The sequence below is a fragment of the Marixanthomonas sp. SCSIO 43207 genome, from assembly GCF_019904255.1.
GTDB lineage: Bacteria > Bacteroidota > Bacteroidia > Flavobacteriales > Flavobacteriaceae > Marixanthomonas.
In genome coordinates, this window is sequence record NZ_CP063203.1 from 240,087 (window position 1) to 258,166 (window position 18,080).

At 34.8% G+C, this 18,080-nt stretch carries 19 protein-coding genes; 15 read left to right on the plus strand and 4 right to left on the minus strand.

What is annotated here, in order from left to right:
- Positions 1-18: 18 nt before the first annotated feature.
- Positions 19-825: a bifunctional 2-polyprenyl-6-hydroxyphenol methylase/3-demethylubiquinol 3-O-methyltransferase UbiG gene (locus INR76_RS01150; protein ID WP_223108804.1), complete on the minus strand. Its 807-nt coding sequence runs from the start codon at positions 823-825 to the stop codon at positions 19-21.
- Between the two features lie 94 nt (positions 826-919).
- On the opposite strand from INR76_RS01150, the gene INR76_RS01155 reads away from it, so the two are divergent.
- From INR76_RS01155 to INR76_RS13920, 6 genes are all read left to right on the plus strand, one after another.
- Complete coding sequence (locus INR76_RS01155) at positions 920-1,537, plus strand: flavin reductase family protein (protein WP_223108805.1); 618 nt, start codon at positions 920-922, stop codon at positions 1,535-1,537.
- Between the two features lies 1 nt (position 1,538).
- A complete protein-coding gene (locus INR76_RS01160; RefSeq protein ID WP_223108808.1) occupies positions 1,539-1,682 on the plus strand; it encodes a DUF2256 domain-containing protein in 144 nt (47 codons plus the stop codon).
- Positions 1,672-2,967, plus strand: a complete 1,296-nt coding sequence (locus tag INR76_RS01165) for a DASH family cryptochrome (RefSeq protein ID WP_223108809.1) — start codon at positions 1,672-1,674, stop codon at positions 2,965-2,967. Before INR76_RS01160 ends, INR76_RS01165 begins: the two co-directional genes overlap by 11 nt.
- Entirely contained in the window at positions 2,949-4,499 is a 1,551-nt protein-coding gene (locus INR76_RS01170; protein WP_223108812.1) for a cryptochrome/photolyase family protein, read from the plus strand. The genes INR76_RS01165 and INR76_RS01170 overlap by 19 nt, the downstream gene beginning before the upstream one ends.
- Positions 4,500-4,644: 145 nt before the next feature.
- Positions 4,645-4,803: a lmo0937 family membrane protein gene (locus INR76_RS01175; RefSeq protein WP_223108813.1), complete on the plus strand. Its 159-nt coding sequence runs from the start codon at positions 4,645-4,647 to the stop codon at positions 4,801-4,803.
- A 29-nt stretch (positions 4,804-4,832) separates the two neighbouring features.
- Complete coding sequence (locus tag INR76_RS13920; RefSeq protein ID WP_255592738.1) at positions 4,833-4,964, plus strand: hypothetical protein; 132 nt, start codon at positions 4,833-4,835, stop codon at positions 4,962-4,964.
- Positions 4,965-5,027: 63 nt separating this feature from the next.
- Here INR76_RS13920 and INR76_RS01180 read toward each other — a convergent pair whose 3' ends face one another.
- Positions 5,028-5,309, minus strand: coding sequence for a GNAT family N-acetyltransferase (locus INR76_RS01180; protein ID WP_223108814.1), 282 nt, complete (start codon positions 5,307-5,309; stop codon positions 5,028-5,030).
- 80 nt (positions 5,310-5,389) lie between these two features.
- Here INR76_RS01180 and INR76_RS01185 point away from each other — a divergent pair, with 80 nt between their 5' ends.
- Positions 5,390-6,088, plus strand: a complete 699-nt coding sequence (locus INR76_RS01185; protein ID WP_223108815.1) for a hypothetical protein — start codon at positions 5,390-5,392, stop codon at positions 6,086-6,088.
- Position 6,089: 1 nt separating this feature from the next.
- On the opposite strand, the gene INR76_RS01190 is transcribed toward INR76_RS01185, so the two are convergent.
- Positions 6,090-8,249 (minus strand): T9SS type A sorting domain-containing protein, encoded by a 2,160-nt coding sequence (locus INR76_RS01190; protein WP_223108816.1) that lies wholly within the window; start codon positions 8,247-8,249, stop codon positions 6,090-6,092.
- Positions 8,250-8,375: 126 nt separating this feature from the next.
- Between INR76_RS01190 and kynU the strand changes: the two genes are divergently transcribed.
- From kynU to INR76_RS01215, 5 genes are all read left to right on the plus strand, one after another.
- Complete coding sequence (gene kynU, locus INR76_RS01195; protein ID WP_223108817.1) at positions 8,376-9,644, plus strand: kynureninase; 1,269 nt, start codon at positions 8,376-8,378, stop codon at positions 9,642-9,644.
- Between the two features lie 24 nt (positions 9,645-9,668).
- Entirely contained in the window at positions 9,669-11,087 is a 1,419-nt protein-coding gene (locus tag INR76_RS01200; protein WP_223108818.1) for an NAD(P)/FAD-dependent oxidoreductase, read from the plus strand.
- A 2-nt stretch (positions 11,088-11,089) separates the two neighbouring features.
- On the plus strand, positions 11,090-11,515 hold the full coding sequence (locus INR76_RS01205; RefSeq protein WP_223108819.1) for a RidA family protein: 426 nt from the start codon (positions 11,090-11,092) through the stop codon (positions 11,513-11,515).
- Positions 11,516-12,036: 521 nt separating this feature from the next.
- A complete protein-coding gene (locus INR76_RS01210; protein WP_223108820.1) occupies positions 12,037-12,876 on the plus strand; it encodes an alpha/beta hydrolase in 840 nt (279 codons plus the stop codon).
- Between the two features lie 17 nt (positions 12,877-12,893).
- A complete protein-coding gene (locus INR76_RS01215; RefSeq protein ID WP_223108821.1) occupies positions 12,894-14,345 on the plus strand; it encodes an aldehyde dehydrogenase in 1,452 nt (483 codons plus the stop codon).
- Between the two features lie 5 nt (positions 14,346-14,350).
- Here the strand turns inward: INR76_RS01215 and INR76_RS01220 are convergent, their stop codons facing one another.
- Positions 14,351-15,358, minus strand: a complete 1,008-nt coding sequence (locus INR76_RS01220) for a lipoate--protein ligase (protein ID WP_223108822.1) — start codon at positions 15,356-15,358, stop codon at positions 14,351-14,353.
- A gap of 150 nt (positions 15,359-15,508) precedes the next feature.
- Here INR76_RS01220 and INR76_RS01225 point away from each other — a divergent pair, with 150 nt between their 5' ends.
- Genes INR76_RS01225 through INR76_RS01235 form a run of 3 tightly spaced genes read left to right on the plus strand, consistent with a single transcriptional unit; the run spans position 15,509 to position 18,076 of the window.
- The gene (locus INR76_RS01225; RefSeq protein ID WP_223108823.1) at positions 15,509-16,294 is read left to right on the plus strand and encodes an SDR family oxidoreductase; all 786 of its coding nucleotides are present in this window, start codon (positions 15,509-15,511) and stop codon (positions 16,292-16,294) included.
- Between the two features lie 52 nt (positions 16,295-16,346).
- On the plus strand, positions 16,347-17,435 hold the full coding sequence (locus INR76_RS01230; RefSeq protein ID WP_223108824.1) for an amidohydrolase family protein: 1,089 nt from the start codon (positions 16,347-16,349) through the stop codon (positions 17,433-17,435).
- A complete protein-coding gene (locus INR76_RS01235) occupies positions 17,435-18,076 on the plus strand; it encodes an O-methyltransferase (RefSeq protein WP_223108825.1) in 642 nt (213 codons plus the stop codon). Before INR76_RS01230 ends, INR76_RS01235 begins: the two co-directional genes overlap by 1 nt.
- Positions 18,077-18,080: the final 4 nt, after the last annotated feature.

Below are 18,080 nucleotides of genomic sequence, written 5' to 3' on the forward strand. Positions count from 1 at the left end.
ACTTAAAAAAGGAACCCTTTAAGGCGTTCCTTTTTTTATTGCTTTTATTTCAAATACTAAGGGGTACAATTTTGAAGTCATTTCAAACATAGCATTGCTGTTCTGCTTCAAATTAGGAAAAATATCATAAGGAGAACTATCGTGTTCTTTCAAAAATTCAATTTGCAATCCCGCATCACAAAGCGAAGTAACAACTTCTCCCAAACTATGATTCCATCCATACTCTTTACTTATAATAGTTGAATCTGTATCGGCATATGTACCTTGATACTCTTCGTAAATAGCTTCTTTTTGATGATAAGCATAGGCTAACTCTGGAGGGTTTTTGAGATAATCAAACATCCACGCAATTGGGTGAAATTCTACCATATAAAAAACACCTCCCGGTTTTAATCGCTCGCTTATCATCTTTGCCCAAGGTTTTAAATCTGGAAGCCAGCCAATAACTCCATAACTTGTAAAAACAATATCAAACGTTTCGGAAATAAATTTTGAAGTGTCTAAAACATTACAACATACAAAGGTTGCTTTTTCATTAAGTTCATTAGATAATTGTTTTGCCAACCTAATTGCGTTTTCTGAAATATCAACTCCTGTACAATTTGCGCCTAACCTGCTCCAGCTTAACGTATCTTGACCAAAATGACATTGAAGATGTAGGAGTGACTTTCCGGCTACATTACCTAGCGCTTCAATTTCATATGAATTGAGTGACGATTTACCCTCCTTAAAAGCTTGAAGATCATAAAATTTACTTTTAGCATGTACATCTACCTTTTTATCCCAGGTTTGCTTATTTATCTGAAAAGCTTTATTAGTATCCACGTAATTATTTTTTATTTAAAAGTACTAAATATTCTAGATTAAGTTTTTGTTTAATTTTAACATATTTTAATTAAACAAAAATTAATTTTAAAAGATGAAATACTTTTCAGAAGAAGATTTACAACAATTGGAAAAATTGTTCCGTATAAATTTAATTAACAGTTGCACAGGATACAAATCGGCCAACCTACTTGCTACAAAATCTAAAGACGGAATTGAAAACGTAGCTATTTTTAGTAGCGTGATTCATTTGGGAAGCAATCCGCCCTTACTGGGTTTTATTTTAAGGCCAACCACCGTAGCTAGAAACACCTACGACAACCTTAAAAAAACACATGTTTTTACAGTAAATCATGTACATAAAGATAATATTGAGGACGCACATCACACTTCGGCAAAATATGGTGGTGAAATTTCTGAATTTGACAAAACAAATCTCAATGCCGAATATAAAAATGGGTTTTATGCTCCATTTGTAAAAGGTGCAAATATTCAAATAGGATGTTCTTTTAAAAACGAATATTTTATTAAAGAAAATGATTGTTTATTAATTATAGGTGCTATAAAACATTTATATATAAAAGATGATGCGCTACAAGATGATGGATTTATTTCATTAGAAAAAACACATTCAGTTGCCATAAACGGATTGGATGGATATACCTTACCAAATTTGTTGGCACGATTTGAATACGCCAGACCTAAAGAATAAAATGCCTCATAAAAAAGAACATTTACCTACAAAAATATGCCCTGTTTGTAACAGACCTTTTACGTGGCGAAAGAAATGGGAACGTGATTGGCAACACGTAAAGTATTGTAGCAAACGATGTAAAAAACAAAAAAATGAAAAATAGTTTAGTTTGGTTTACAAATAACCTGCGTGTATTTGACAATAAGGTATTAAAAGAAGCTTGTGACCAAGCAGATACTATGTATGCTATATATTGTTTTGACCCTAGACAATTTGCCGAAACACAATTTGGATTTAAAAAAACAGGTGTTTTTAGAGCACAATTTTTAATTGAATCTGTACAAAATCTTTCAGAAAATCTTAAGCGGTTAAACATTCCGCTTTATATAAAGTTTGCTAAACCTGAAGAGCAAATACCGAAACTTTGTCAAAAACATAATATTACTCACGTATACCATCAAAATGAATGGACGCAAGAAGAAAAAAAGTGTATTAAAAACGTTTCAAAAGCCATCCCCAATACAGTTAATCTAGTAGGTTATTATGATCAATTTTTATTTCATCCTGAAGACATTCCATATAATTCAATATCAGATATTTCAGATGTTTTTACTGCTTTCAGAAAAAAATGCGAAAAACATAGTTTAATACATCAACCACTAGAAAAGCCTGAAAAATATAGTGACAAAAATTGGTTTAATACGCAAACAAAGACACCAACAATTGAAGAGCTGGGCTTAAAACCTAAAAAGAAAAACCCGCAAACAGCTTTTCCTTTTTCAGGAGGAGAGAAAGCCGCATGGGGCCGTTTGCAAAACTATTTTTGGGAAACAAAAAACCTTTCACAATACAAGCACACAAGAAACGGATTGATAGGCAAAAATTACAGTTCAAAATTTTCTGCTTGGCTGTCAAATGGCTCTCTATCACCTCGCGCTATTTATTCTGAAGTAAAAAAATATGAATCTAAAGTTGAAAAAAATCAAGATACCTATTGGTTGATTTTTGAATTAATTTGGAGAGATTACTTCAAGTTTATTTCACTCAAATACGGAAATGCTATTTTTAAACAAGGAGGCATATTACATAAAGAATACAGCTGGAAAAAAGACAGTGCAATTATTTCAAACTGGATAGAAGGTGTTACAAAATATGATTTTGTCAATGCCAATATGAAAGAAATTGCTGCTACAGGATTTATGAGTAACCGCGGACGCCAAAATGTGGCAAGTTATTTTGCTAAAGAAATGAAACAAGACTGGCGTGTGGGAGCAAGTTATTTTGAAAGTATGCTAATAGATTATGATGTACACAGTAACTGGGGAAACTGGATGTATAATTCTGGCGTGGGGAACGACCCTAGAGATAGAAAGTTCAATATAGAAAGTCAAGCAGAGCGATATGATAAAGATAAAAAATACAGAGATTTATGGCTGAAAAAAAGGTAAAAACACTTCGGTTAATTTTAGGCGATCAATTAAACTATAAGCATTCGTGGTACAAAAACACAGATAAAAATTGTCTTTATTTTATTGCCGAGATGGAACAAGAAACCAATTACGTTCCACATCATATTCAAAAAGTAGTGGCGTTTTTTCAAAGTATGCGAAATTTTTCAGATTGGCTTAGAGATAACGATCACAAAGTTGTGTATTATAAGCTTGATGGTAAAAACAATGCTCAAGATTTAACAAAAAACCTCAACCATATAATTGAAAGTCACGATATCAAAAAGTTTGAATATCAACTTCCTGATGAATACAGACTTGATGAGCAGTTGCAAAAATTTTGCAATTCACTTACCATAGATTATGAAACGTGTACCACAGAACATTTTTATACAGAGCGAAATGAACTAGCAGAATTTTATGAAGGAAAAAAGGAAATGACTATGGAGTATTTTTACCGTCATATGCGCAAGAAGCACGATATTATGATGGTAAACGACAAAGATCCTGAAGGTGGCAAATGGAATTTTGATAAAAGTAACCGAAAAAAATGGAAAGGCTCACCTACAATTCCGCATGAAAAAGGGTTCAGAAAGGATGTTTCAGATATTGTTTCACTTCTGAAAAAAAGAAATATTAAAACCATTGGCACTATTGACGATAAAAATTTTAATTGGCCTACCAGCCGTAAAGACTGCTTGACGGTTCTTTCTTATTTCTGTTCAAATTTATTACAGCATTTTGGAGATTATCAAGATGCTATGCATACAGATGAGTATTATTTATTTCATTCAAGACTGTCGTTTGCAATGAATAGTAAAATGCTCTCGCCCAAAGAGGTAGTTGATAAGGTGATTTCGTATTGGCAAGATCATAAAAAAGATATAGATATTTCGCAAGTAGAAGGATTTGTGCGTCAAATTTTGGGTTGGAGAGAATATATGAGAGGAATCTATTGGAAAGAAATGCCGGGTTATAGACGCAGCAATAAACTTGACAACCAAAATAAGCTCCCCGATTTTTATTGGACCGGAGACACCAAGATGAATTGTTTAAGTCATGCCATAAAACAAAGCTTAAATCAAGCCTACGCACATCATATACAACGATTGATGATTACCGGTAATTTTGCATTGCTTATGCAGTGTCACCCAGATGAAGTAGATGAATGGTATTTGGGCATTTACATAGATGCCATCGAGTGGGTTGAAATCACTAACACAAGAGGTATGTCACAATTTGCAGATGGTGGCATTGTAGCTACAAAACCCTATGTATCTAGTGGTAATTACATTAATAAAATGAGCAATTATTGTAAAGATTGTCATTATTCTGTTTCAAATAAAACGGAAGAAAACGCCTGTCCATTTAATAGCTTATATTGGAATTTTCTTGATGACAAAAAAGACCATTTTAAGAATAATCAACGTATGAATATGATGATGAATTTACTTGATAAAAAATCTGCTGAAGAACTTTCAGCACTAAAAAAGAGAGCTGCCGATATTATAAAAAACCCTTCAAATTTTTAGATTAGTTATTAATTTTATAATTAATTTGTTAAATAAATGAATTTTAGAAGCAATTAACAATCAAAGTTAAACACAGGTTAAAGTATATATTGCCTATTCAATTTTGTTGTAGCTTTAATTCAACTTAACAAATAAAACTTATATTATGAGAGACTTAATTTGGCTTATTGTAGTAATATTAATTATTGGATGGCTAGTTGGATACATAGGATTTCCAGATGCTGTTGGTAGCTTAATACACATTTTACTAGTACTAGCAGTAATTGGAATTTTATACCGTCTTGCCACCGGCAGAAGACCATAAATTAAACACCAACCTTTAAAACTAAAATTATGAAAAAAATCTTTTTATTAGTATTCGTTGCAGGATTATTAAGTACCGGCTTTGTAAGTTGCCGTGAAAATAAATCAATAGGAGATGAAGTTGAAGATGTTGCAGATGACGTTGAAGATGCAGTAGATTAATTTTTGAAATCTCCTACAAGTAAAACTCTCTTTTTTGTGATAGAAAAAGAGAGTTTTATGTTTTTAAGCATTTGCTACCAAACTTTTATATTCTGGATGTCTTTTTATATAGCCAGACACAAAAGGACATAAGGACACCAGTTTCATGTCCTTCTCTTTTATAAGATGTAAAACTTTTTTTACCATAGCAGAAGCAATCCCTTTGCCTTCAAATTCTTTAGGAACTTCAGTATGTAATATATACAACTTGTTATCTTTCTTTTTATAATCCATTATTGCCATTTTATCTTGTATCTCTACTTCAAAACGGCTTTTATCTGTATTATCATTCAATTCTATTTCCATACCTTATTTTTTTCTTAAAGATAATGATTTATAAAGCGTTCTTTATCAATTTCTGTACTTTTACCAAAATAATTAATGTGATGAAAAAAACACTTTTACTTCTTGTAATTTCTGTAACATTTTTTGCCTGTAACGATTCAAAAAAGGATGAAAAAACTATTTCTTCCGAAGGAAAAACAGAAAGCAAACCTCTTGAAAATGCAACTACAGCAGAAAAGATTGCTTATGCCAATGGATATGACAACTGGAAAAATGTATCTGAAATTAACTTTACCTTTAATGTAGATCGAGGCGAACAGCACTTTGAAAGATCGTGGACCTGGAAGCCTAATGAAAATATGGTTAAAATGATTTCTCAAAAAGATACTGTTACGTATAATAGGTCTAAAGTTGATAGTACTACTCAAAAGGCTGACGCTGCGTTTATAAACGATAAATTTTGGCTTTTAGCACCGTTTAATCTAGTATGGGATACGGGTACTACATTTTCAGAAAAAAAGAACGTAATCGCTCCTATTTCAAAAGATACCCTTAACCAACTTACAGTTGTATATGGTAATGATGGAGGTTACACACCGGGTGATGCCTATGACTTTTTCTATGATGAAAACCATAAAATTAAAGAATGGAATTTTAGAAAAGGAAATGATTCAGTACCAACTATGACAACTACTTGGGAAAAGTATGAAAATCACAAAGGTCTTGAAATAGCTACTACTCATAAAGATAGCACGGGTGGTTTTAAGCTATATTTCAGTAATATTTCTGTAAAAAATTAATTTACTCTTTAAGCAATCGTTGAGTAAGAACAATATTCTCATTAGTATCTTGGAGACTCACAAGATACATACCTTGTTGTAAGGCCGAAACATTAATTTGTGATGCGTTATTTTTACTGAAATCTGAAAGTTGAGATAAAATAAGTCTTCCTTGTAAATCATACACTAACACTCTTAAGGATTGTTTGCTTTCAAACATAACCGTAATCATGTCTGAAGCAGGGTTAGGATAAACAACTCCTTTTGTTGCTAGTCCTTTTGTAAAATAGTCTTCAGCAAAAGAAAAGGCATGTTTACCTAACTTTTCACCTATTATTCTTCCGGGAATATCGTCTATTGGAGGGTGAATTCCTCCCCATATTCTAGACAAGCTACATTGGTCTGATGCATCTCTATAGGTTGCCCACTGTAACTCTATATCTATACTTGGGCCATTTTCAAATACTAAAAACTCATTTTTCTTAGCATCAAATGTACCCATCCCTCCCGGAAAGAAGGGATCTCCGGTTAGCAAGGTTAAAATTTCTGCAGCTGCTCTAGAGAAGGTTGAATGACCAGAAACATAGCCTGCAAAAGGAGGTGTAACAAAAGACGGGCGTTGATAAGGAAACCATTCTTCGGCCAACATCCACCCTACTCCGGCTACGTCTTCATTAGGATCTACAATCTCTCCAGGACCTTTCCAAGCGTATAATTTGATTTTATGAAGGTTTTCATTAAATGCACCGGCAAGCGGATCGCCTTCTTGAACCAATTCAATATAATTATCTATCAATGGAATACCGTGTGGATTGTATCTTGGTAATTCAGGGTTGCTTGATTGCCCTTGATCACTCATATATCGAATTGAACTTACAGGTCTTACATAATCATAATACCCTTTTATTCCCCAGGCTGTAACGGCTACATCGTGCATGGCTCCGCCCAAAATAAAATAAGATTTCACATCCCACTCTAATTCAGATAGCGGCTGTCCTTCTCCTTTAAATTTTTTAATTAATTCAGGTTGATCACTTACATAGTTTAAAATGGTAAACCAGTGACCGGGAGGCGTCTCACTATCGGGTCCGTCTGCCCAAAATTCTGCCAACACGCGAGCATAATCTCCTCTTGGCACTAACTGTTCTTGATAGGGCTCTCCTGTAGCAGGGTTTAAAGTATGCCCTTTTCCGGGATCACCTCCATTATTATAGTCATAAAAAGTTTTGTATTCTTCAAAAGTTGAAGGAAAATCTTGACTATCAAAGTTACCAATGCTACTTGGAGATATATCGATCATTACGTTATCTGCCGGATCTAAATGTGAGCTCCACACAGAAACCATAGCAAAACTCCATTTGTAAGGATCATCAATACCTAAGTAATTTTGCATATACCAAGGGTCCCCGGGATCATAATAACAGTTATAATCAAACTCTGGAGTGGTATAGGTTTGCTTTTCTTCTTCGGATAACGAAAACGGAACAACAGCTCCCCATTCAGGTCCCAAAAAGGGAGGTTGTCCTCCGGGTATAGTGTTTCCGCTTTGGTCTACCCAATTTTCAACTTTTAATGGTTGCCAATGATTAGGATGTTCAAGCGTAGGATTACCTACCAAATCAAGGTTTAATGGTTCATTTAATGGTGTGTAAACTCTATTTTCATAATCATTAGCTTCATTTGATCCATCTTGTAATCCAAACTGTATCAACTGCTGTGCAATATAATTACCTAAAGCAGCCGGATTTCCGTTACTATAATCTGTGGCAGTATAGTTGGTATCATAATTCAATTGATTCATTAATTCATTGATTGATTCAACTATATCTTCATTACCTGGAGAGTTTTTAAAACGGTGTAACATTAATCTATACACCGCATAACTAATTGCTTTATTTTTAGCTTCTGAAACTGCCTCAGAGGTAGAAAAGCCAGTAAACTCGCACTTAAAACCATCAATAGAATTTCCTAAAAAATAAGGCGCGGCATTAGTATCAAAAACAGCCCAAGCATCATACATAGCCACAGAGGTGTGAAATAAATTTCGAGCGTGAATGGTTGGTCTTGCAAAGTCATTTCGTATACCGTGTAATACCTCTTCATTCCACTTACGAGCAATAGATTGTGCTATTGAAGCTGTAGAAATACTAAGTATACAGAAAGCGAGTACTAATCTTTTCATAGTAGCATCAAAAGTACAAAACCTCACTTAATCAAAGCGTTAAAATTTATTCTTGAAGGATAAATACATTTCAATAAGAAACCATATTAAATTACTATTTTTGTTAGAAGCCGAAACCAACTGTTTATGAACTACCAGAATTCTTTTGAATTTGCTCAAAAAAAAGATACTGAAGACAGCCTATCTTCTTTCAGAAATAAATTTCACATTCCTACAGACTCTAGCAGTAATGAATTAATTTACCTATGCGGAAACAGCTTAGGGTTACAACCCAAAACAACTTCAAAATATATTGAAGAAGAATTAAACGATTGGGCAACACTAGGCGTTGAAGGCCACACCGAAGGCAAACACCCTTGGCTACCCTACCACGAGTTTTTGTCACAAAGTATGGCAAAAATTGTTGGAGCAAAACCCAGTGAGGTGGTGATGATGAACACACTTACCACCAACCTTCATTTAATGATGGTTTCATTTTATCAACCCACAGCAAAAAAATATAAAATTGTTATAGAAGCCGATGCTTTTCCCAGCGACAAATACGCTATGGAAAGTCAATTAAGGTTTCACGGGTTTGATGAAAAAGAAGGACTTATTCTCTGGAAGCCTAGAGAAGGTGAAGAGTTATGCCGGTTTGAAGATTTAGAAACAATTTTAAGTGAGCAAGGTAATGAAATCGCGTTATTAATGATTGGCAGTACAAACTACTATAGTGGTCAAGCCTATCCTTTAAAAAAAATCACTCAATTAGGCCATAAACACAATTGTAAAGTAGGGTTTGACTTGGCACACGGAGCCGGAAACATTCAGCCTAATTTGCATGACACCGGAGCCGATTTTGCTGTTTGGTGTAGCTATAAATACCTAAATAGCGGCCCCGGAAGTTTAGGCGGTTGTTTTGTACATGAGCGCCACGCAAACAATAAAGACTTAAAACGTTTTACCGGTTGGTGGGGCCATAACAAAGAAACGCGCTTTAATATGCGAAAAGAATTTGACGCTCTACCTGGCGCCGAAGGATGGCAATTAAGTAATCCTCCAATCTTATCTATGGCAGCAATTAGAGCCTCTTTAGATGTTTTTGAAGAAGCCGGTTTTGAAAATATTCGGGAAAAATCATTACAACTCACAGGTTTTTTAGAATTTCTTCTAGACGAAATGCATAACGAAAGTATTTCTGTTATTACTCCAAGAAACCCTGAAGAACGTGGCTGTCAATTATCCATTCAAGTAAAAAATGCCGATAAAAATTTACATACCAAGTTAACCGAAGCCGGTGTAATTAGCGATTGGCGAGAACCTGACGTTATTCGTATTGCCCCTGCCCCACTTTACAACAGCTTTAGCGATGTGTTCCAATTTGTTCAAAAGCTGAAACAAGTAGTAACCAATTAATGTCGAGCAGCAAACCTCACCTTTATGAATACAAATGAAAACATATTAGTAATTGGCGCAGGACTCTGCGGAAGCCTACTCACATTACGTTTAGCACAACGTGGCTATCAAGTAACTTTGGTTGAAAAAAGGCCAGACCTACGCAAAGTCACTCAAGATGCAGGTCGCTCAATCAATTTGGCTTTAAGTAATCGAGGACTTCGTGGTTTGCGTCTAGCCGGTATTGAAGAAGATGCAAAAAAACTATGTATCCCAATGAATGGCCGTATGATTCACGATAGACAAGGCAACACCTTTTTAAGCAAATACAGCGGACGTACAAACGAATACATCAATTCTGTTTCTAGACCAGGGTTAAATAAACTTTTATTAAATGCCGCAGAGGCAATGCCCAATGTAAAATTGATTTTTAATCACGGTTGTAAAACTGTTGACTTACCCAATGCTTCGGCAACATTTAAAAATTATGAAACTAACCAAGAAGTAACTTTAACTGGTGATGTATTGTTAGGAACTGATGGTGCCGGATCTGCTGTACGAAAAAGTATGTTTCTGCATAAAAAGTTTTTGTTCAGTTTTTCGCAAGAGTGGTTAACTCACGGCTATAAAGAACTGGAGATTCCTTCTGCAAAAGATGGAGGTTATCGCACCTACACCAATGCATTGCATATTTGGCCTCGAGGTGAAGATATGCTTATCGCCTTACCAAATCTAGACGGAAGCTTCACGGTAACATTATTTCTTCGGTATAAAAACAGCAATTATTGTTTTGAAAACTTAGACACACCAGAGCGAGTTACTGAATATTTCAAAAAAGAATTTCCAGACGCGCTAGAGTTAATGCCAAATCTAGCCGAAGAGTTTTTCAATAATCCTACGGGACCATTAGGCACTATCAAATGCTCACCTTGGAGCACCTACGGAAAAACATTGATACTTGGTGACGCTGCTCACGCGATTGTTCCGTTTTATGGACAAGGAATGAATGCATCATTTGAAGATGTTGTTGTATTTGATGAAATTTTAAATCGCTTTGAAGGCAAAAATGATGAAAAAACCGACTGGGAGACTGTCTTTTCAGAATATGAAGCCAACCGGAAAAAAGACACTGATGCTATTGCAGATCTAGCAGTAGACAACTTCCATGAAATGAAAGAGCACACTGCGAGTCCTTTATTTCAGAAAAAAAGAAAGTTAGAAACTGCTTTTGAAGCCGAATTTCCAGAGGAATATTACAGTAAATATTCTTTGGTTACTTTTAATGAGCATATAACATATGAGGAAGCCTTACGGAAAGGACGAGCACAAGATAAAGCTATACTTAATTTAATTGACGATGGCAAATTGCCAGATTCGTTATCGCTTCAGGAAAAATTGAAATTGGTAAAACGAGAAACAAAAGAAATCATGCACGATGATTCTGTTGTAAAAAATTTAAAATAAAGATGAGTAAATCAAGTAGACTAGTCGATGGTAAAGCCACTCCTAGAGGAGCATATCCACATGTAAAACGTGTAGGTGATTTTATATTTATAAGTGGAACAAGCTCAAGATTGCCAGATAACACCATCGCAGGTGCTAATAAGGTAGATGAAATGGGCAGTATGGAGTTTGATATAAGGCAACAAACACGGGCAGTTCTTGAGAATATACAAGATTACTTAGCCACAGAAGGAGCCACTCTAGAAGATGTTGTTGATGTAACCACATTTTTGGTAAATATGAATGATTTTGCCGGTTATAATGAGGTATACGCAGAGTTTTTTAAAAAAGAAACCGGACCTGCGAGAACAACCGTTGCAGTGCATCAATTGCCACACCCACATTTAATGGTTGAGATTAAAGCGATGGCTTATAAACCAAAAAAGTGAGGTTAAAACTTTTAATGAGTACTAATAGAAGTAATATTCAATTCACTACGTTTTCTATAATCAGATACTTTAAGGATGTGATTTTTAATGTAATCCTGATTTATATCCTGTTTGAAATTTACCTCTATTTAAATACTGTTCATAATCCTGTAGTACTTATTTTCGGTATTTTAATATCATTGGTTTTGCTTTTAAATAGCACTATTGAAATTAATCTTTACAAAACTTGTTTAGTAATTAAAAGAGTCTATTTTTTCAGATTATTTAGTCACAAAACTAGATTTAATCTTAGTGAAATAAATGAATTAACATTTGAAGGGAATTTCTCTAAAAAATCAGATCTTATAGAAGATATACTAAGTTTTATCATTTTTCCTTTAGGTGCTAAAAACACTCTTAAGATACATACCAAAAGAAAGACGTATCAATATAGAGTGTATATTTATAAAGAAAAACTTCGTAAAATAGCAGAAATGGTAAACACGAAATAGTTTTAAAACTCTCATTAACACTTATATAATATGAAAAAAATAGCACATATCTTTTTAGTTTTGGCAATATGTATAGGGACATCTCAACTTGTTTTTTCACAATCTTTTGAAGTCTCAAAAAAGCCATTTTCAATAGGCGAATCACTTACGTTTCAATCCAAAGTTTTAAATGAAGAACGAATTTTAAATATCTATTTACCACAAAATTTTTCCGAAGAGAAAGAATATCCGGTTATTTATTTATTAGATGGCTCTGCCGATGAAGATTTTATTCACATCTCCGGTTTGGTGCAGTTTGGTTCTTTTTCATGGATAAATATGGTTCCTGAAACTATTGTAGTAGGTGTAGCCAATGTAAGCCGAAATAGAGATTTTACCTATCCTTCAACAGACAAAGAATACGTAGAGAAATATCCTGAAACTGGTCATTCAGAAAAATTTATAGAATTTATTGAAAATGAACTGCAACCTCTAATAGAAAAACAATACCCTGTAACTTCAGAAAAAACATTAATTGGACAATCGTTGGGCGGCTTGTTGGCTACAGAAATACTTTTTAAAAAACCAGATTTATTTAAAAATTACATAATTGTTAGTCCAAGTCTATGGTATGATTTTGAATCTTTATTAAAAAAAGAACCAAAAGCATATACCTCCCAAAAATCAATTTATGTAGCTGTAGGTGAAGAAGGCGACGTAATGAAACGCGTAGCAAAAGAACTGTACAAAAAGCTTGAAAAAAACAAAAGGAGCAATACACAGGTTTATTTTCATTTTTTAAAAGAACAAGATCACGGCGATGCGCTGCACTTAGCTGTATACAATGCTTTTGAAAAGATTTTTGCTAGCAAACAAAACATTACCGATTAAAATAAAACGCCATTGCTATGGAACAAATAGTAAATTATATTGACGGAGCTTTCACCCAGCCACTTTCTAAATCTTGGCTAGATAATTACAACCCATCTACTGGTGAAGTATATTCCAAAATAGCAAATTCAAATGCGCAAGATATTGCAAAAGCTTATGAAGCTGCCGAAAAAGCATTCCCATCTTGGAGCAATACCACTATTGATGAACGTAGCCGAATTCTTTTAAAAATAGCCTCTTTAATAGAAACCAACTTGGTAGACCTGGCAGAAGCCGAAGCAAAAGATAACGGAAAACCTCTTAGCTTGGCAATGACAATTGATATTCCCAGAGCAGCATCAAATTTTAGGTTTTTTGCTCAAGCCATAACTCAATTTGCGAGTGAAGCTCACGAAAGTGTTGGACTTAACAGTATGAATTTTACCTTACGACATCCAATAGGTGTTGTAGGATGCATTTCACCTTGGAATCTCCCTTTATATTTATTCACTTGGAAAATTGCACCCGCTATTGCAGCAGGAAATACCGTTGTAGCAAAACCTAGTGAAGTAACACCAATGACCGCTTCTTTATTAGGTAAAATTATTTCTGAAGCCGGATTACCCAAAGGTGTTTTAAATATTGTTCACGGCACAGGATCTTCTGCAGGACAGGCGATTATAGAACACCCAAATATTAAAGCTATTTCATTTACCGGCGGCACTAAAACCGGCGAACATATTGCCCGAACAGCTGCACCGATGTTTAAAAAATTATCGTTAGAATTAGGCGGAAAAAACCCAAACCTCATCTTTGCAGATTGTGATTATGAAACGATGTTAGAGACGACCGTAAAATCTTCATTTGCCAATCAAGGTCAAATTTGTTTATGTGGAAGTCGGATTTTTGTAGAAGAATCTATGTATGAGCAATTCAAAAAAGATTTTATTGAAAAAGTATCGCAACTCAAAGTTGGTGACCCGTTTAATGCCGAAACAAATTTAGGAGCAATTGTTTCACAACCACACTTAGAGAAAATACAATCATATATTAAAATTGCTGAAAAAGAAGGCGGAAAAATACTATTTGGAGGTAAAAGAGTTACAGTAGCAAACCTAGAAAAAGGTTATTATTTGCAACCAACTGTTATAGAAGTGCAAGACAATCAATGCCGTGTAAATCAAGAAGAGATATTTGGTCCTGTAGTTACTATAATGCCATTTAAAACCGAAGCCGAAGCACTAAAAATGGCTAATGGCGTACAATATGGATTATCAGCTACACTTTGGACCAACAACCTTGACCGAACGATGCGATTGTCTAAACAAATACAATCTGGAATTGTTTGGGTAAATACGTGGCTTAATCGCGATTTACGCACCCCTTTTGGCGGTATGAAAAATAGCGGTGTAGGTCGTGAAGGTGGTTTTGAAGCACTTCGATTTTTTACCGAGCCTAAGAATGTTTGTATTAAATATAACAATCAATAAGAGAGCTATAGGTCTTCATCTGCACCATAAACCAAGTTAATAAAATCCTCTTTTGGAATAGCACCAAAGTAAGCTTCAATATCTACATTTTTTAGTATACTTTCTATATCACTTTTTTCGTAACGGGCTCCGATGAAAAGTTCTTCCAGTTTTTCAACAGGTTCTCTTCCGAAGAAATCACCAAATATCTTAAAGTTTTGAATGTGTCCTTTTTCAACAAAAATGCGAATATCCAATGTTCCGGCTGCAAATCTACGTTCTCGTTGTATATTAAATTTTGGTGAGCTCCCGTAATTCCATTCCCAAGTATCATATTTTTCTTCTTTCAATTTATGAACTCCTTCCCATTCTTCTTTTGAAAGACGATAGGTTTCAAAGTCATCTCGCTCTTCAAACAAGCCTTCAAGAATTTTGGAACGAAACGTTTCTATATCCATTTTTTCCTCCATAAATTCTGAAATATTAGCCACCCGACTTCGTACCGATTTGTGCCCTTTACTTTCTATTTTACTCATTTTAACCTGTAATGCTTTGGCTACTTCACTCAAATCACTATCCAGTAACAAAGTGCCGTGACTTACCATTCTTTTGCCAGTTGAAAATTGTGCATTGCCAGAAATTTTTTTATCATTTGCAACTACATCATTTCTACCTTTCATTTCAGCAGGAACGCCCATACTATTAAGCACTTTTACTACAGGCGCTGTCACTTTTTTAAAGTTGTTTAAGCTTTTGATATCGTGATCGGTTATAAAACTAAAATTTAAATTTCCGAAGTCATGATAGACTGCGCCACCCCCAGAAACTCGACGCACTACTTTTAGGTTTTGCTCCTCTACATATTCATGATTAATTTCTTCCAAGGTGTTTTGATTTCTGCCAATTATAATGGAAGGTTCATTAATGTAAAAAAGTAGATAATCATTGTCAAAATTGAAGTTTCTAACAATATACTCTTCTAATGCCAAATTGAGATGCGGATTGGTAACCCCTTCATTTTCAATAAAAATCATAGCGCTGTTTTTTATAAAATTGAAAAATCAAGTTACTTAAATTTTATGAAACGATGCGGTATTCTAGAAATAGTCTTTGGTCTGTATGCTTCCCATAAAATCATAGTATATTTACCAGACAAAGTATATAACTTACTTAAAATACACTTTATGAATTTAAATTTAAACTTTAAAACAGCGTTGGTTTGTGGCGGTAGTGCCGGGATAGGAAAAGCATCGGCTATGGAATTGGCTTCTTTGGGTACTAGTGTCACTCTAGTAGCTAGAAATGAAGAAAAACTGAAAGATGTAGTCTCGCAGTTACCTACCGGCGATGGCCAACGACACGACTATATTGTGGCAGATTTTTCAAACCCTGAAACATTAAAAAAGGAAATTGAAGCTGCTACTAAAGATACTGTTTATCATATTTTAATTAATAACACAGGTGGTCCCAAGGGCGGTCCTATTTTTTCTGCTGAAACTGAAGAATTTACCCAAGCATTTTCACAGCACGTGGTTTGTAATCAAATTTTGGTACAAGCGGTAGTCCCGGGAATGAAAAAAGTAGGCTACGGTCGTATTATCAATATTATTTCAACTTCGGTAAAACAGCCTATTGAAGGTCTTGGAGTAAGCAACACCATACGCGGTGCAGTTGCCAACTGGAGTAAAACATTGGCAGGTGAATTAGGAGGCTATGGCATTACTGTAAACAATGTATTACCAGGCTTTACAGCTACAGACCGATTGGATTCTATCATTTCAAATGCTGCAAAAAAATATGATAAAACCGAAGAAGAAGCTGCTCAATTTATGAAAAGTATAGTGCCAGCAGCTCGTTTTGCACAACCTGAAGAAACAGCCTATGCAGTTGCTTTTTTAGCTAGTGAAGCAGCTAGTTATATCAACGGAGTAAATTTACCGGTTGATGGTGGCAGAACAAAATCACTGTAAAATTTTTGTACCTTTAAAATTAAGTTTTTAACCTAAAAGATCTTTTCCGGGAATGAATAAGAAACGAAAATTACGCATAAACGGTCATTCACACTTACTTCCATATCCTGAAGAAATACCAAAGTTTATGAAAGACAAAGGTATTTTTTGGGTTGATAAAGACCGAAAGTTTATGCTTCAGAAAGATTGGAGCCGCCCAGTAACTGATTCTAGTTTCTTTTTAAACGAAAAACTGGAATGGATGGAACGTTACAAGATTGATCATGCTGTTGTATTAAATCTTTCTCAATTATACGGAAACGGTCTGCGTGTTGAAGAAATGAAACAAGCCCTTCGGTTTCAAAATGATTTTAATGCAAAAGTGCAACACGATAACCCATCAAAGTTTACGTGTGGTTTTGTCGTGCATCCGGGATTTGTAAGAGGAGCTCTTTGGGAAATAGAACGCTGTGTTGAAGAGTTAGGATTACAACTTTTATGTTTACCTACTCACTACATGGATACCATAGGGACCTGGCGTTGTATTTTTGATGAAGAAAACGAACCTATTTTTGAATTGGCAAGCAAATACAACCTAGCAGTTGAAATTCATCCTTATGATGGTGAAAAATTTATCAAACTAGAAAACACGGCTTGGCGATTTCACCTTATCTGGATGCTGGCACAATGTGCTGATGCATATCATTTTTTAACCTTAAATGGTTATGCAGATAAATATCCAAACATGCGTACATGTTTTGCTCACGGTGGGCAATTGGCTCAAATAAATTTAGGGCGACGCATACAAGGTTTTGATGGGCGCCCAGACTTGTTTGAAGGAAAAGTACACCCTAGAAAAGCCGTTGGACATAAAAATATCTTTTTTGACACCTTGGTACACGATACCGGCTCTTTAAAGTTATTAGTTGAAAACCAAAATCCTAAACAAGTATTGATGGGGCTTGATGACCCGTATCCTCTAGGTGAAATGGAAAGTGCCGTACAATCTTCCTATCCAGGTAAAATTTTAGATCTGGCAAAAGAACGTAACATTTTAACCCAAGATGAATGTGATGCCATTTGGGAAGATAATGTAATACAATGGCTGTGCGGCGATGATGAAACAGCAAAAGAAAAATTAGTAAACAGAATATTAAGCTAATGGACTTTCTTCCAGAAAAAATAAACACCTACGCAGAAAATCATTCACAACCTGAACCCGAACTTTTACAAAAATTAAATAGGGAAACGTGGCAAAAAGTATTGGCTCCGCGAATGTTAAGTGGTCATTTACAAGGACGTGTATTAAGCATGCTATCTAAGCTAATTAATCCTAAATACATTTTAGAGATAGGAACCTACACAGGATACTCTGCTTTATGTTTAGCCGAAGGAATGCAGAAAGAAGGAGAATTGCACACTATTGATATTAATGAAGAACTACACGATTTTCAGCGTAACTATTTTGATGCTTCCGGTTTTGGAGAGCAGATAATTCAACACACCGGAAATGCGTTGGAACTAATCCCTAAGCTTTCAAAAACGTTTGATCTGGTCTTTATAGATGCCGATAAAAGTAATTACCCAAAATACCTTGATATCATCCTTCCGAAGTTGAAAAGCGGATCTGTTATTTTAAGTGATAATGTTTTGTGGAGTGGTAAAGTTGTTGAACCTTTAAAAAAGAATGATGAAGACACAAAAGCACTTTTAAATTACAATAAGGTATTAAATGAGCATCCAAAACTAGAAACCGTCTTGCTTCCTATTAGGGACGGACTTACAGTTACTAGAGTTACATAAAAAA

What these genes read in the sequence shown, in the direction of transcription:
- INR76_RS01225 (WP_223108823.1), top strand. Translation starts at nt 15,509, where the DNA reads ATGAATTTAAATTTAAACTTTAAAACAGCGTTGGTTTGTGGCGGTAGT.
- INR76_RS13920 (WP_255592738.1), top strand. Translation starts at nt 4,833, where the DNA reads ATGAAAAAAATCTTTTTATTAGTATTCGTTGCAGGATTATTAAGTACC.
- INR76_RS01220 (WP_223108822.1), bottom strand. Translation starts at nt 15,358, where the DNA reads ATGATTTTTATTGAAAATGAAGGGGTTACCAATCCGCATCTCAATTTG.
- INR76_RS01165 (WP_223108809.1), top strand. Translation starts at nt 1,672, where the DNA reads ATGAAAAATAGTTTAGTTTGGTTTACAAATAACCTGCGTGTATTTGAC.
- INR76_RS01205 (WP_223108819.1), top strand. Translation starts at nt 11,090, where the DNA reads ATGAGTAAATCAAGTAGACTAGTCGATGGTAAAGCCACTCCTAGAGGA.
- kynU (WP_223108817.1), top strand. Translation starts at nt 8,376, where the DNA reads ATGAACTACCAGAATTCTTTTGAATTTGCTCAAAAAAAAGATACTGAA.
- INR76_RS01180 (WP_223108814.1), bottom strand. Translation starts at nt 5,309, where the DNA reads ATGGAAATAGAATTGAATGATAATACAGATAAAAGCCGTTTTGAAGTA.
- INR76_RS01160 (WP_223108808.1), top strand. Translation starts at nt 1,539, where the DNA reads ATGCCTCATAAAAAAGAACATTTACCTACAAAAATATGCCCTGTTTGT.
- INR76_RS01155 (WP_223108805.1), top strand. Translation starts at nt 920, where the DNA reads ATGAAATACTTTTCAGAAGAAGATTTACAACAATTGGAAAAATTGTTC.
- INR76_RS01215 (WP_223108821.1), top strand. Translation starts at nt 12,894, where the DNA reads ATGGAACAAATAGTAAATTATATTGACGGAGCTTTCACCCAGCCACTT.
- INR76_RS01210 (WP_223108820.1), top strand. Translation starts at nt 12,037, where the DNA reads ATGAAAAAAATAGCACATATCTTTTTAGTTTTGGCAATATGTATAGGG.
- INR76_RS01235 (WP_223108825.1), top strand. Translation starts at nt 17,435, where the DNA reads ATGGACTTTCTTCCAGAAAAAATAAACACCTACGCAGAAAATCATTCA.
- INR76_RS01190 (WP_223108816.1), bottom strand. Translation starts at nt 8,249, where the DNA reads ATGAAAAGATTAGTACTCGCTTTCTGTATACTTAGTATTTCTACAGCT.
- INR76_RS01230 (WP_223108824.1), top strand. Translation starts at nt 16,347, where the DNA reads ATGAATAAGAAACGAAAATTACGCATAAACGGTCATTCACACTTACTT.
- INR76_RS01175 (WP_223108813.1), top strand. Translation starts at nt 4,645, where the DNA reads ATGAGAGACTTAATTTGGCTTATTGTAGTAATATTAATTATTGGATGG.
- INR76_RS01200 (WP_223108818.1), top strand. Translation starts at nt 9,669, where the DNA reads ATGAATACAAATGAAAACATATTAGTAATTGGCGCAGGACTCTGCGGA.
- INR76_RS01170 (WP_223108812.1), top strand. Translation starts at nt 2,949, where the DNA reads ATGGCTGAAAAAAAGGTAAAAACACTTCGGTTAATTTTAGGCGATCAA.
- INR76_RS01185 (WP_223108815.1), top strand. Translation starts at nt 5,390, where the DNA reads ATGAAAAAAACACTTTTACTTCTTGTAATTTCTGTAACATTTTTTGCC.